Genomic DNA, 13,924 nt, shown 5'->3' with positions numbered 1-13,924 from the left:
TTTGTAATCCAGACCTGAAAAGAATAAACGTATTATTTTGAGCCGTTCAATATTTAAACGTCTGGATTATTTTCCAACCTGGTGACCAATCACGCCGCCGACCGCCGCGCCGCCCAGGGTGCCTAATGTACTGCCGTCCGTTAACACTGCGCCGCCTAACGCCCCCGCACCTGCGCCAATAGCCGTGTTGCGATCGCGCTTGGACCAGTTTGAGCAGGCGCTCAGAGACATTGCTACGGTGATTGCCAGCACAGCAGCGGCCATTTTTTTGCTCGTCATAAACATAATACTCTCTCCTGAATTAACGATTCACGGAATTAAGCTCACTATAACTATAGTTAAAATAAAACCTGTTAAGAGATTTTCCGTAAAACCTGATTGCGCAGGGGTATATCACGCAGGTGATAGTCACTTCCTGTTATTTCGCTAATATTAATTTTACGATGTTACGCTCGTTACAACAGGTAAATAGTCTTAATTGGGATGTCAGAAAAGTCTTAGAGAGAGGATGATTTGCCATAGGGCAAACCATCAGGAAATATTTTAAACGGATGAGCCAATAACATTGACTAGCAGCCCCGCATGTTCTAACTGCATTTGATCGCTGGCGGAAATTTTGGAATCCGTAATGACACGATGGAAGCGAGAGAGCGGGCCCAGGGGATAGGGATGCACACAGCCAAATTTGGAGCTGTCGGTGAGGACAATCGCTTCTGAGCCTTTTTCCAGAACAGCGTTAACCACATCCGATCGCATCATGTCGCGTCCGGTAAAACCGGTATCAGCCTGCCAGCCATCAATACCGATAAATGCTTTGCTGAAATGCACTTGATGGATAAACTGTCGCGTCAACGGCCCTACCATGCTTTCACTTTTTTTCTGATAGATTCCACCAAGGAGAATGACTTCGCAAGGGGTCTCTTTGAGCAGGTGCGCGATATAACTGCTCACGGTGATGATCGTGACATCTTTTTGTTCCGCCAGCGTCCGGGCCAATAGCGCATTGCTGCTGCCATTTTCAATAAAAACGGATTCCCCTGGACTGACCAGCGAGGCGGCGAACTCCGCCAGTCGGCGTTTTAGCGTGTAGTTCGTCATCATGCGAGTCTCTACGTCATCGCTCTCAAGCGAAACGGCGAAACCGTGCGCACGGCGTAAATAGCTCTGCTTTTCCAGGGTATTCAGATCCTGACGAATCGTGACTTCAGATACGCCGGTAATTTTCGCCAGTTCAGCAACGCTCATCTGGCCTTTATCAACCACCATTTGCAAAATTGATTGTTGTCGGGAGTTCATAGTATTAATTTTATTCGTTAAGAGGAGTCAACAGACAGTCAGAGAGCCGGGAAGGGCTAACGGCCATCCCGGACAAATAATCGCTATCAGATTTCCCAGGGCGACCCGGGAGCCTGGGATGGCGAGATACCGTCTTTAACCTGATCTAACAGCTCTGCTCTCAATATTTCAAGGTTATTGATGGCCGAGTGGTAATCGCCAGCAACAAGGATATCCAGCACGGTATCAATGCGTGCGGCAATTCGTTGTGCTTCGATATCAGACATGTTTGTCATCCTTAATGTCAGAAAAGGTTTCAATTCATGATGCAGAAATTAATCTGAAAAGAGAAGGGAAAAATAGGGCTATGCCTGTCTGCACAGGCTGTTCTCCCTATTATCGTCGCCATTAACGCATTTTTTTCGTCTGATAACGTTTGTACCAGCGTTCAAAAGAAACGGCGGGCATAGGTTTGGCGAATAAAAAGCCCTGTCGTTCATTGACGCCGTTTTTTGTCAGGAAGGCATCTTCTTTAGCATTTTCTACACCTTCGGCAATCACTTGTAAATTTAGCGCCTGAGCCACCGCGACAATCGCCCTAACCAGAGATTGCGACAGCGGTTGCTTATGGATATCTCTGACGAAAGCCTGATCCAGTTTAACGGCATCAATAGGGAACCGGGCGAGTTGAGAAAGCGAAGAATACCCGGTGCCAAAATCATCCAGATGAATCTGGGCGCCGAGCTGACTAAATTGCTGGATAACCGATAGCGCCAGCGTGTCGTTTTCGATCAGGCAGCTTTCCGTTAGCTCGACATCGATCGGGCAATACTCAAAATTCAGATCGTACAAAGCCTGTTTAAGCGCAGTAAAAAGCGTCTGGTCGGCCAGTTGTCGCGCCGAAAAGTTAACGGCTACGCGCAAGTTAATCCCTTTATCGCGCCATTTCGCAATCTGGCGAACCACATCCAGAATCACCCAGCGGCCCAGCGGGACGATGAGTCCTGACTCTTCGGCGTATGAGATGAACTCCAGCGGCGGAATTAATCCGCGTTCCGGCGATTGCCAGCGTACCAGCGCTTCCAGGCTACGTACTTCGCCGCGCCAGGTAATTTTGGGCTGATAGTGAATAAGTAACTGGTCGTTTTCCAGCGCTTTTCGCAGGTTTGTATCCAGCCAGTGATAGTCAAATACGCGCTGATTCATTTCCGGCGAAAAAACGCAGAACTGACCGCGGCCGCCTTCTTTGGCGTTATACATTGCGGTGTCGGCAGTGCGAATGAGACTTTCGCTGTCCTGTCCGTGCCGGGGGGCCAACGAAATGCCAATGGCGCATCCCGTGTAAACTTCAATGAGTCCAATACGAAACGGTTGCCGCAGACGGGTAAGAATTCGTGAGGCTACTGCTTCCAGCGCGGCCTGAGACGTATGGGCAGCGAGGACAATGAATTCATCTCCCCCCAGTCTGGCCAGCAATTGATCTTCCTCCAGACAACTCAACAGCGCCAGCGAAACGGCCTGTAGGAGCTGATCGCCAAACATATGCCCATAGGCGTCATTAATTTTCTTGAAATTATCCAGATCGAGATAAACGATACCCACCTGCGACTCCCCAGCCGAGGCAATAGCATGATTAATAAATTCATGAATAGCATTGCGATTGGGCAGGCCGGTGACGGTGTCTGTATTCGCCAGTATGCGTAAACGCTCCTGAGCCCGCCTTTCTTCGGTGATATCCGTGCCTGCGCAGATCAGGAAAATTTCGTTTTTTCCGCTGCCGTTATGGACGAATTTATTACGAAATAAGAACAGGCGTTGGCCTTTACGGGTCTTTATCCAGCGTTCGATTTCATAGGCATTGCCATTGCGAAAAAAATTCTCAATGTAGTGCCGGGAGGCAACCGCCTCCCGGCGACTCATAAATAATTTAAAGACGCTTTGACCAATTACATCTCGCTCTTTTAAGCCCGTGTACTCTTCGCATGACTGATTAAATCGACAGATTTTTCCCTGACTATCCAGTATCGCAATGACTGAGTTGGCTTCTGATACGATTTGCTCGGCAAAAGAGAGCTCCTGCGCCTGCGTTGGCGCGACGGCAGGCGTATCAGGCCAGGTTGCCAGGCTGCCAGCCCATTCACGGTTATTAATCTTACGGCCTACCAGGTGTACTACGGTAACCTGTTTTTCTATCAACAACGTTATCAGCAGACTGGACGTAATCGCCGTTATTTCCCGGATACGCCCGGCTTGCTCCGGCGATAGCTCGACCGTTTTTTCTGTATCCGTTTCACCTGTCGGGGAGAGATACAGCACGTTGCGGTTATCAGCCAGACGCCAGTGAGAGTGAAGGGGACTTAGCGCCGTTTGTTCCTGAATCTGTTTCATCATGCATACCATCCCATTTAAGCGCCAGGTGCCCGAAAAGAAAGGTTAGCCATGTTATAAATAAGGGTAATTATGGCTGAACGTATTGTTTTATCTATGTATTCATATGTAATCCAGATTCTGGAAAAAGCATAGTCGCCAGCTAAAAATAACAAGAAATGGGGTGCTTGAATAAGATTAAACGCAGAGCATGACGGAAGGGAGAAGAAGAAAAGAAACGGCCTTTGCCTTCTCAGCAAAGGCCGTTGAGCGAGCTAAGCGTGGTTACGCTGCCGGTCGGGCAATAATGCTGCGGGTTTCCATGCGAACTTCCGCAATAGTGACATCAATGACATCCGTCACTTTATAAACCGTCTCACCTTTAATCTGTACCGTACCGTTTTCCTGGCTGCATACCAGTTCATCGCGAACGGCGTGCAGGAACGGGGCAGGGATAAAGGCGATAGCGCCGTTATCGACCAGTCGCACACGCATACCACCGCGGCTGACGTCAATAATTTCTGCCGCGAAACGGGTATTTGTCCCCGCCTTATCGTTAAGGAAGCGTGCATATAACCAGTCGCCGACATCGCGCTCCGCCATACGGTTCAGGCGACGGCGTTCCGCCATTTGCTGGGTGATATCTTCCTGCGGACGCGCAATAGCTTCCCCCTTGATGACCGCTTTCAGCAGGCGATGGTTAATCATATCGCCATACTTACGGATGGGAGAAGTCCAGGTGGCGTAAGCCTCAAGACCAAGACCGAAATGCGGCCCCGGCTCGGTGCTGATTTCCGCAAAAGACTGGAAGCGACGAATGCGGCTGTCAAGGAAACCGGAGGGTTGCGCATCCAGTTCGCGACGCAGTTTACAGAAGCCTTCCAGCGTCAGCACCTCTTCGGCATCGACATGCAGACCATGCGTTTTAAGCAGTGCGGCCAGCGCGTCGGCATTCGCGGGATCGAAGCCCGTATGTACGTTGTAAATACCGAAACCGAGCTTATCGCGCAGTACGCGCGCGGCGCAAAGGTTAGCGGCGATCATCGACTCTTCTACGATACGGTTAGCGATACGGCGCGGTTCCGCCACAATATCCAATACTTCGCCTTTTTCGCCAAGCACAAAGCGGTAATCCGGGCGGTCTTTAAAGACTAACGCATGATGATGACGCCACTCACTGCGGCTTAAACAAATACGGTGCAACAGACGAATTTGCTGGGCAATGCCTTCGTTATCCGGCTGCCAGGTGCCATTATTTTCCAGCCAGTCGGAGACATTGTCGTACGCCAGCTTGGCCTTCGATTCGATCGTGGCCGCAAAAAAGGCGATATCATCGTCAATGGTGCCGTCTGCGGCGATTATCATGCGACAGGCGAGCGCCGGACGCACTTCGTTGGCGCGCAGTGAGCACAGATCGTCAGACAGCTCACGCGGCAGCATAGGAATATTGAAGCCCGGCAGGTAGTTGGTGAAGGCGCGAATTTTCGCGGCGTTATCCAGCTTACTGCCTTCGGCAATCCAGGCGGTAGGATCGGCGATAGCCACCGTAAGCTGGAGTCTGCCGTCCGCTAATTCCTCAGCATAAAGCGCGTCATCCATATCTTCAGTGCTGGCGCTATCGATAGTGACGAAATTCAGCGCGGTAAGATCCTGGCGCTCCAGCCCTTCGTCCAGCATCTCCGTCGCTACGCCGTTCGGCGCTTCTTTTTCCAGGTTGTGGCGGGCAAGCGTAACCCACCAGGGAACAAAGTGATCGTCGGCAAAGGTGATGTACTGCGTTAAATCGGCGTAAAACGAACGGTCGCCTTTAAGCGGATGGCGGCGCATTTCGGCAACCGCCCAGTCACCTTCTTTGAACTCATGCTGAACGCCGCGCGCGGCGCGGCAGGGAATCGCGTCTTTCAGCAACGGATGATCCGGCACGATGGACAGGCGGTCATTTTTACCCTGAACTTTTCCCACAAAGCGCGTCAGGAACGGTTCGATCAGTTCTTCCGGCTCGGCAGACTCCCGTTCTTTTTCCGTGTGGATGACCGCGACGATACGATCGCCATGCATCACTTTTTTCATCTGCGGCGGAGGAATGAAATAGCTTTTTTGCGCGTCAACCTCAAGGAAACCAAAGCCTTTTTCCGTGGCTTTTACGACCCCTTCAGCGCGCGGCGTCTGGGAATGCAGTTGCTGTTTAAGCTGCGCTAGCAGCGGGTTGTCCTGAAACATATTCGTCTATTTTCGTAGCCAAAAGAGCGGCTGACAGTTTTACGCGATTCTGCCTGGCGCAGCAAGCGCTCTTTCAGTAATGGATGAGTTAATAGGTTTCGCCCAACGCGATTTTTAAACGATTTAACCATCCGCACACGCCGCACCAGCCTAACATATTAATGGCCTGCTCCGATGAAACTCCCCTGGTGAGTAGCGGGAAAAAATGCGCGGCGCTAAAGCGATCGGGCGCTCTGGTGAGCCATTGTATCGCCTGTGTCAGCGCAGGCTCAAGCTCCCAACGAGCGATGTCGTCGTCTTCCTGGCGTAACGTGATGACAGCGCGACGCCACGCGCCAGGTTGGGTTGCCTGTTCGTTAAAGCAGGCGGCGCTGCCGTTGATACGTGATGTGAGGAGCGTGATAAGTGGAAGTAAAGAAGGGGGTGACGCGGTGTGTAATGTGCTGGTCAGTATGCGCTCGAGTAACGCGAATGAAGACGGATCGCGGATGAGTACCGGCGCCATTATTTGGCATTGTGAAGACGAATATTGCCGCCGAACTTTGGTATGGGCTGGAGAATATTCTACCAGACTGGCGGCGGGCCGCCATGTCGTCTGGGGGTTTTGAAACCGCGCGGCCCTGGCAAAGCGCTGCATCTCCTGGCCGGGCAGTTCGCGCACGGGCAGACGACAAAACGCCTGAAATATCGCCGCTACCCGCGCCTGAAAACCGATAAACCCAATGATCTGATTGATGAGTACGGTATCCCGGGCGGTTAATCCCACCTCTGCAAGCTGTTCACGGGCCCGCGTATTGATAACGGAGGGGGAGCCGGCAAGCTGACGAGCGTATTGCGTAATTTGCGCCAGCCGTTGATTGCTCTCTCTTGAGGCGTCAGGGCCAGGTAGCGGCGCCAGACGTGCGGCATAATGGCGGCACAAACGCTGAACCCCAAATACCTGAGCGGCGGTCAGCGCGGTGCTCATACGTTCATAGGCGCTAAACGTATGAAGCCGGTCGTTGAGAACCGTGCGGGGAAATAAGACATCCGCCAACTGGCGAGCGGGCTTTAACCATGACTCAAAAGGCGTCAACGCGGTTTCTGATACCGTTAAATCCAGTAAAAAACGATCGTTAACATACGCGGCTTCCGGCATCAGCGAAAGCGGGGTTTGTGACGACATAGTGGATTGTGTTTCATGATACCAGTGGCTTTTACCCGCTTTTCGGCATTGTTCCATAGGGTTTCCCGAGGATGAAATGGCGATCGATAATGATTCGGCGTCGGATCGTTTATGCTGGATTATCCTGGCGTATGCGGGAAAGGGATGAAAGATTGTTAGGTGATAACAAATATCAGAACGCTATATAACGAGATGAGCGGTGAGTGAGGGGAATGGGGCGGCACAGCCGTGCCGCCCGCTAATAAACTTAATGCGCTTATTTGAGTTCCAGTTCATTCATTGCCGCAATGCTGAACCCGCCGTCAACATGAACGACTTCGCCAGAAATGCCTGCCGAGAGATCGGAGCACAGAAACGCCGCTGAGTTACCCACATCTTCAATGGTCACGGTGCGACGAATTGGCGTAACGGCTTCACAATGCGCCAGCATTTTACGGAAGTCTTTAATACCGGACGCCGCCAGCGTGCGGATTGGACCCGCAGAGATGGCGTTGACGCGAACCCCTTCCGGTCCCATAGCATTTGCCATATAACGCACGTTAGCTTCCAGAGAGGCTTTCGCCAGACCCATGACATTGTAGTTCGGGATGGCGCGCTCCGCTCCCAGATAAGACAAGGTCAACAGCGCAGAACCCGGATTCAGCATGGTGCGGCAGGCTTTCGCCATGGCAACAAAGCTGTAAGAGCTAATATCGTGAGCGATTTTAAAGCCTTCGCGGGTAACCGCATTAACATAATCGCCGTCCAGCTGATCGCCAGGCGCGAAACCAATTGAGTGTACGAAACCGTCAAATTTCGGCCAAACGTTACCCAGCTCTGCAAACATAGCGTCAATACTGGCATCTTCAGCGACATCACACGGTAAAACGATGCTGGAACCCAGCTGGGCAGCAAATTCTTCTACGCGGCCTTTCAGTTTGTCGTTCTGGTAGGTGAACGCCAGTTCAGCTCCTTCGCGGTGCATCGCCTGTGCGATACCGTAGGCGATGGACAGTTTACTGGCCACGCCAGTGACCAGAATGCGCTTACCGGAAAGAAAACCCATAGCTTTAATCCTTATAGTCATTGCTTATTTTTTGCTTTTACGAACAATGGTTAACAGCAACTTTTCAACATTATTCGAAACTAGTCTGAAATTATATCCCACTCCTGGCCCCGTGTGTCACGCTATTTTTCCGCCGCTATCTCCGGCAGGTGACGTTCTAAAACCACACGGTAACGAAGTCCCTGAGGATTTTGAGCACTCCCCAGGGCCAAGCTAGAAGGCCCTACGGTGCAGTATACCAGCTGGTGTAAGGTTCGCCTCATCCAACCAGAGACACCGGGACGGATAGCAAGTACGCATAGCGATGCACCTTCCACCAGACAAATAAAGGTTCTGTAGGAAGCCTGAATATTCATCCGAATGGTTTTCCTCACCTATTAACGATGTTATGGACATGTAACTTTAACCAGCAAATGCTTAACAAAAATAATTTCTTTTTTAGGTGCTGAAGGTTTTCTCTATTTATTGATGCAGAGTAATACTGAATATGAAAAATTTTGGAAATCAGGTGATTACAGTAGTTACAAATCGGGTTTTTATATGTTTGCATGTGTATTATAATAAATTTTCAGAGGATGAGACATATGCCGTTTACATTTCAGATCGGAAATCATAGTTGCCAGATATCAGAAAGGTATTTAAGAGATATCATCGATAATAAAAAAGAGCATGTTTTTTCAACGTATGAGAAATTCATAGATTTTTTCAGGAATATATTTACCAGGCGAAGTTTAATTTCTGATTATAAAGAGATATATGATCTACTGTGCCAAAAAAACGAGCGTCCCGATATTTCGAAGCCTTTCTCGCTACGACCATTTTCGAGGCGAGATGAAGACTGTACACGATGGCGCCCCCTTCTTGGATATATTAAACTTATTGATGCCTCCAGACCTGAAACAATGGATAAATACACTGTAGAGGTATTAGCACATCAAGAAAATATGTTACTACTACAGATGTTTTACGATGGAGTATTAGTGACCGAGACGGAGTGTTCTGAACATTGCGTCGATTTTTTAAAAGAAACGATGTTTAATTATAATAATGGGGAAATTACGCTTGCCGCTTTAGATAATGATAACCAGCCGCCGAGCGAAGCAGGTAGTAATGGAGTCTATGAGGCTTTTGAGCAACGTTTGATAGACTTCCTGACCACGCCCGCCATGGCGTCTGGTGATGAGAGCGGCGATACTGATCAGACGGATGCATCACAACCAGCGGCAATAGAGGCGTTTATTAACTCGTCGGAGTTTAAAAAAAATATCCGCATGCATGATATTGAAAAAAATAAAATAGGTAGCGGAAGTTATGGGACAGTCTATCTGTTAAATGATGAGTTTGTTGTTAAGATTCCAATTAATGAGCGGGGAATAAAAGTGGATGTTAACTCTCCGGAACATCGTAATTGTCATCCTGATCGTGTCAGTAAGTATTTGAACATGGCCAATGGCGACAAGGATTTTTCTCGTTCGGCCATCATGAATATTAATGGTAAAGACGTTACGGTTTTAGTTTCAAAATATATTCAAGGTCAGGAGTTCGATATTGAAGATGAAGATAACTATCGAATGGCGGAGGCGCTTCTTGAATCCCGGGGGGTTTATATGCATGATATAGATAACTTAGGTAATATTCTGGTTAAAGAGGGGGTACTTTTCTTTGTGGATGGCGATCAAATCGTGCTGTCACAAGAATCCCGGCAACAGCGAAGCGTTTCTCTTGCAACAAGGCAACTGGAAGAGCAAATTAAGGCCCGTTACCTGATAAAATTAAAGCAGGCCGAGACCGAAGGAAATACTGAAGATATTGAATATTATAAGTCACTTATTACAGAGCTTGATGAGTTAATCGGAGAGGAAGAACAGACACCTGCGTCAGGAAGACGTTTTAAACTAGCCGCGCCGGAGGAAGGGACTCTTGTGGCTAAAGTATTAAAGGATGAATTAAAAAAATAGCATTTAGTTCCGTTCTTTTCTGCGAATCGCCGGGGTTCATTCGCTACAGATTTGCCGATCAATTATTGAGAGTTGCTATTCGTTTAAAGGTCGTTCAGGGGATCTGGACAGCCTGCAGCGGAGATGCAACTCGCAAGTACGGTTGGTGATGCCGCGCCGCCATAGTGGATGAAATGCCTCGCGATGGTGCAACAACATTAACTCGCCTTGATTTTTCCCCTCTACCTGGCAAGAAGACCCCGGCTTTACGGATGGTCTCATGCCGTCGTATTAGCGTTGTTCGGCGTAGTATGTAAATTTCCTTATAGCAATAGAAGAACATTCTCAAAACATAAAATTAGCAAGTTATCATGAAGTTAACATATATTGTTTTTTTCGATCATTTTTTATATATTGATCGTTTTTATTGATTGATTTGCGTTAAAAGCGCATTATCAGGGAGTTAAGATCAAGTGGAGTGGTCACATGCGCTATTTTTTTATGGCAGAGCCGATAAGGGCAATGGAGGGGGATTTACTGGGTGTCGAAATCACTACCCATTTTGCATCGTCGCCCGCTCGTCCGCTACACCCTGAGTTTGTTATCTCGTCATGGGACAATTCGCAGAAGCGCCGTTTTCTGCTTGATCTGTTGCGGACAATCGCGGCCAAACATGGCTGGTTTCTACGCCACGGCCTGTTCTGTATCGTAAATATCGATCGGGGTATGGCGCAGCTTGTCCTTCAGGACAAAGATATTCGCGCATTACTACACGCCATGCTATTTGTGGAGCTGCAGGTCGCTGAACATTTTTCATGTCAAGATAACGTCTTAGTCGATCCTTTAATACACGCGCTTCATAAACAACCTAATCCATTATGGCTGGGCGACCTGGGCGTAGGGAACGCAACCGCTGCGCCATTAGTTTGCGGGTGTTTTAGCGGCGTAAAACTTGATCGCAGCTTTTTTGTCTCACAAATTGAAAAAATGACGTTTCCGCTGCTTGTCAAACATATCCGGCGTTATTGTGACAAGATCGTGGTGGGTGGCCAGGAAAACACACGCTATTTGCCAGTGTTAAAAACGGCAGGCATTTGGGCAACCCAGGGCACGTTATTTGCTTCCGTTGCGTTAGAAGAGGTTGAAACATTGCTGTTGGGCAGTCGCATGAACACCCTCAGAGAATCGAACTGAGGGTATTTGTTTCGCTTAGCGATCCTTTCGCCATGCGTCAGCGGTCAGCGCCTCGCCAAAATGGCCTGCGATTAAACGACGGGTAAGCTCATGTAGCGGAGAGGCGAGCACATCGGCGGTGCTGCCGCGTTCAACCACTTCCCCCTGATGCATCACTAATACCTGATCGCTAATATGTTTCATCATGCCGATATGCTGCGTGACATAGATATAGGAGATGCCTTGTTTTTCCTGCAATTCAAGCATCAGATTGATGAGCTGCGAGCGCATGGACATATCAAGCGAAGCCAGCGCTTCGTCCGCGATAATGACTTTAGGGCGTAAAATCAGCGCGCGGGCCAGGCCCAGACGCTGTTTCTGCCCCGGCGCCAGCATATGCGGGTAGTAGCTCACATGATCGGGCAATAGCCCCACCATACGCATCGTCTCGACAATCTGTTTGCGCCGCTGTTCCGGCTCCAGATCGGTATTAAGGCGCAGGGGGAAGTCAAGGATCTGCGAAATACGTTGACGTGGATTCAGTGACGTTGAGGGGTCCTGAAAAATCATTCGAATACGTTGGCTTCGAAACGAATAGTCGCCGTAATGCAGGGGATGATCGTCAATAAGAAGCTCGCCGCTGGTGGGTTCAATCATGCCGGCCAGCATCTTTGCCAGCGTGGATTTGCCGGAACCGTTTTCGCCAATAATGGCCAGAGTCTGACGCTCACGAAGCGTAAAGCTTAATGGTTTCACGGCGTCGACGGTCTGGCGGCGAAACCATCCTGTCCGGTAGCGAAAGGTTTTACTCAGGTTGCGCACTTCAAGCAGAGTTTCCACCATATCACTCTCTCTCCATATTCAGCGGAAAATGACAGGCATAGAGATGATTTTTCGCGCCGGTTAAGCGTGGCGTGATAATGCATTCTCGTTGCGCGTAAGGGCAGCGCGGCCCCAGACGACAACCTATCGGTAACTGCTCCAGTAGCGGGATCGCGCCCGGCAGCGTATTCAGACGGCTTTTATGCGGCATCGCACTGCCAAAATCCGGAATCGCGCGGATAAGCGCCTGCGTATAAGGATGATGTGGCGTCGTCACCAGATCTTTACTTGGCGCGGTTTCTACCGTCTGGCCGCAGTATAAAACGTTGATTTTGTCAGCCCACTGACTCAGCATTTGCAGGTCGTGGCTAATCAACAGAATGGTGGTATTACTGTTTTGATTCAGTCGGGTCAGCAGGCGAAAAATTTGCGCCTGCGTCGTTGGTTCCATTGAGTTGGTGGGTTCATCAGCGATCAGGAGTCGCGGTTGATTCGCCAGCGCGATAGCGATCATGACTTTCTGACACTCGCCATCGGTCAGTTCATAGGGAAAACTGCGCATCGCGTCTTTATGATCTTTAATTCCCACCCGGTGCAGTAATTCAATAGCACGCCGTTTACGCCAGCCTAAACGCTGCCACCAGCGGCCTTTATAGGTCCAGGCGGGAATATTTTGCATTAGCTGGCGGCCGACGCGTTCGGAAGGATCAAGGCACGACTGCGGCTCCTGGAAGATCATCGACACATTATGCCCGACCAGCTTACGCCGTTCACGAGAGGAGAGGCGCAGCAGATCGATATCATCAAAACGCATACGGTCGGCAGTGACTCGCCAGTTGTCTTTCGCGACGCCGCAAATAGCTTTAGCAATCAAGCTCTTTCCGGAACCCGATTCACCTACCAGGCCGCGAATTTCGCCTTCGCTTAATGTCATACTGACGCGATCGACCGCTTTTACCCAACCTTCGCTGGTTTTAAATTCAATGGTGAGATTGCGGATATCCAGTAACGGCATTATTCCACCCCCGCAATAATCGCACGACGAATCCCATCTCCGAGCAGGTTTACCAGTAAAACACTGAGCGTTATCGCCGCGCCGGGTAGCATAACGGTCCACGGCGCGACATAGATTAGCTCCAGCGCATCTCCCAACATGGCGCCCCATTCAGGAGAGGGAAGCTGCGCGCCGAGATCTAAAAATCCCAGCGCGGCGATGTCCAGAATCGCCATCGACAGCGCCCGGGTAATTTCGGTGACCAGACCGGCGGTAATATTCGGTAAAATGGCGAACCACAGAATATTCAGCGTTGTCGCGCCATCCAGACGGGCGGCAATGACGTACTCTTTTTCCAGTTCATCATGCACCATGCTATAGACGGAACGTACCATTCGCGGCAACAGGGCCAGCCAGACGGCAAACATCGCGTGTGACAGATGTGGGCCGGCAAATGCCACGACGATAATCGCCAGCAAGAGCGAAGGGATGGAAAGCAGCGTGTCCAGAATATGGTTCAGTACGGCAGAGCGTAAACCGTGCGTCGCGCCTGCCACTACGCCGAGGACTAATCCACATAGCGTAGCCGCCAGCGTTACGATAAACGCGCCGCCGACTGTGGGCGCCGCGCCGCTTAACAGGCGGCTCAGCACATCGCGCCCCAGATCGTCAGTCCCCAGAAAAAAGGAGACTTCACCATAGCGTGACCAGGAGGGCGGCAGTAGCTGATAGCCCAAAAATTGCTGATCGATACCATAGGGCGCGATCCAGCCGCCAAAAATACACAACAACGCCAGACCGGCGCATCCATACAGGCCCACCATCGCAGGCGCGTCGCTATAAAATTTACGCCAAGCAGTGCGCAGGGCGCCTGGCGGGCGCTTTTCGCTGTAGACGCTATCGTAAGGCATATTTACTCGTTTTAT

General features: G+C 50.1%; 12 protein-coding genes and 2 pseudogenes. 2 read left to right on the top strand and 12 right to left on the bottom strand.

Features of this window, described 5'->3' with window-relative positions; translation table 11 throughout:
* Positions 1 to 66 precede the first annotated feature (66 nt).
* The 9 genes and pseudogenes from osmB to NA624_RS03385 all read right to left on the bottom strand — a co-directional run bounded on the left by osmB (position 67) and on the right by NA624_RS03385 (position 8,622).
* Positions 67 to 285: an osmotically-inducible lipoprotein OsmB gene (osmB, locus tag NA624_RS03425; RefSeq protein ID WP_000481166.1), complete on the bottom strand. Its 219-nt coding sequence runs from the start codon at positions 283 to 285 to the stop codon at positions 67 to 69.
* Between the two features lie 258 nt (positions 286 to 543).
* The gene (gene yciT / locus NA624_RS03420) at positions 544 to 1,296 is read right to left on the bottom strand and encodes a DNA-binding transcriptional regulator YciT (protein ID WP_001088593.1); all 753 of its coding nucleotides are present in this window, start codon (positions 1,294 to 1,296) and stop codon (positions 544 to 546) included.
* Positions 1,297 to 1,382: 86 nt separating this feature from the next.
* Positions 1,383 to 1,562 (bottom strand): YciZ family protein, encoded by a 180-nt coding sequence (locus tag NA624_RS03415; RefSeq protein ID WP_001279854.1) that lies wholly within the window; start codon positions 1,560 to 1,562, stop codon positions 1,383 to 1,385.
* Between the two features lie 121 nt (positions 1,563 to 1,683).
* The gene (gene pdeR / locus NA624_RS03410) at positions 1,684 to 3,666 is read right to left on the bottom strand and encodes a cyclic di-GMP phosphodiesterase (protein ID WP_000977609.1); all 1,983 of its coding nucleotides are present in this window, start codon (positions 3,664 to 3,666) and stop codon (positions 1,684 to 1,686) included.
* Positions 3,667 to 3,927: 261 nt separating this feature from the next.
* Complete coding sequence (locus tag NA624_RS03405; RefSeq protein WP_000485041.1) at positions 3,928 to 5,862, bottom strand: exoribonuclease II; 1,935 nt, start codon at positions 5,860 to 5,862, stop codon at positions 3,928 to 3,930.
* 244 nt (positions 5,863 to 6,106) lie between these two features.
* Positions 6,107 to 7,084 (bottom strand): annotated as a pseudogene (locus NA624_RS03400) (carboxymuconolactone decarboxylase family protein); the annotation flags it as partial.
* A 199-nt stretch (positions 7,085 to 7,283) separates the two neighbouring features.
* Positions 7,284 to 8,072, bottom strand: a complete 789-nt coding sequence (gene fabI, locus NA624_RS03395) for an enoyl-ACP reductase FabI (RefSeq protein WP_000506501.1) — start codon at positions 8,070 to 8,072, stop codon at positions 7,284 to 7,286.
* A gap of 117 nt (positions 8,073 to 8,189) precedes the next feature.
* Positions 8,190 to 8,468: pseudogene (locus NA624_RS03390) on the bottom strand (hypothetical protein).
* Positions 8,443 to 8,622, bottom strand: coding sequence for a hypothetical protein (locus tag NA624_RS03385; RefSeq protein WP_031603249.1), 180 nt, complete (start codon positions 8,620 to 8,622; stop codon positions 8,443 to 8,445). The pseudogene NA624_RS03390 and the gene NA624_RS03385 overlap by 26 nt, the downstream one beginning before the upstream one ends.
* Before the next feature lie 34 nt (positions 8,623 to 8,656).
* Here NA624_RS03385 and steC point away from each other — a divergent pair, with 34 nt between their 5' ends.
* Both steC and NA624_RS03375 read left to right on the top strand, forming a co-directional pair.
* Positions 8,657 to 10,030, top strand: a complete 1,374-nt coding sequence (gene steC, locus NA624_RS03380; protein WP_001116920.1) for an SPI-2 type III secretion system effector kinase SteC — start codon at positions 8,657 to 8,659, stop codon at positions 10,028 to 10,030.
* A 465-nt stretch (positions 10,031 to 10,495) separates the two neighbouring features.
* Positions 10,496 to 11,203 (top strand): EAL domain-containing protein, encoded by a 708-nt coding sequence (locus tag NA624_RS03375; protein ID WP_001268410.1) that lies wholly within the window; start codon positions 10,496 to 10,498, stop codon positions 11,201 to 11,203.
* Positions 11,204 to 11,218: 15 nt separating this feature from the next.
* Here the strand turns inward: NA624_RS03375 and sapF are convergent, their stop codons facing one another.
* From sapF to sapC, 3 genes are read right to left on the bottom strand one after another with little or no spacing between them, the layout of a single operon-like run.
* Positions 11,219 to 12,025: a peptide ABC transporter ATP-binding protein SapF gene (gene sapF / locus NA624_RS03370; protein ID WP_000230462.1), complete on the bottom strand. Its 807-nt coding sequence runs from the start codon at positions 12,023 to 12,025 to the stop codon at positions 11,219 to 11,221.
* A gap of 1 nt (position 12,026) precedes the next feature.
* A complete protein-coding gene (gene sapD / locus NA624_RS03365; protein WP_001128869.1) occupies positions 12,027 to 13,019 on the bottom strand; it encodes a peptide ABC transporter ATP-binding protein SapD in 993 nt (330 codons plus the stop codon).
* Positions 13,019 to 13,909 carry a peptide ABC transporter permease SapC gene (gene sapC / locus NA624_RS03360; RefSeq protein ID WP_001146139.1) on the bottom strand — a complete coding sequence of 297 codons (891 nt, stop codon included), beginning with the start codon at positions 13,907 to 13,909 and terminating at the stop codon, positions 13,019 to 13,021. The genes sapD and sapC overlap by 1 nt, the downstream gene beginning before the upstream one ends.
* Positions 13,910 to 13,924: the final 15 nt, after the last annotated feature.

The organism is Salmonella sp. NW38 (assembly GCF_051807745.1).
Lineage (GTDB): Bacteria > Pseudomonadota > Gammaproteobacteria > Enterobacterales > Enterobacteriaceae > Salmonella > Salmonella enterica.
Note: the sequence above shows the minus strand (reverse complement) of the source record. Positions and strands in the feature narration are given on the sequence as shown.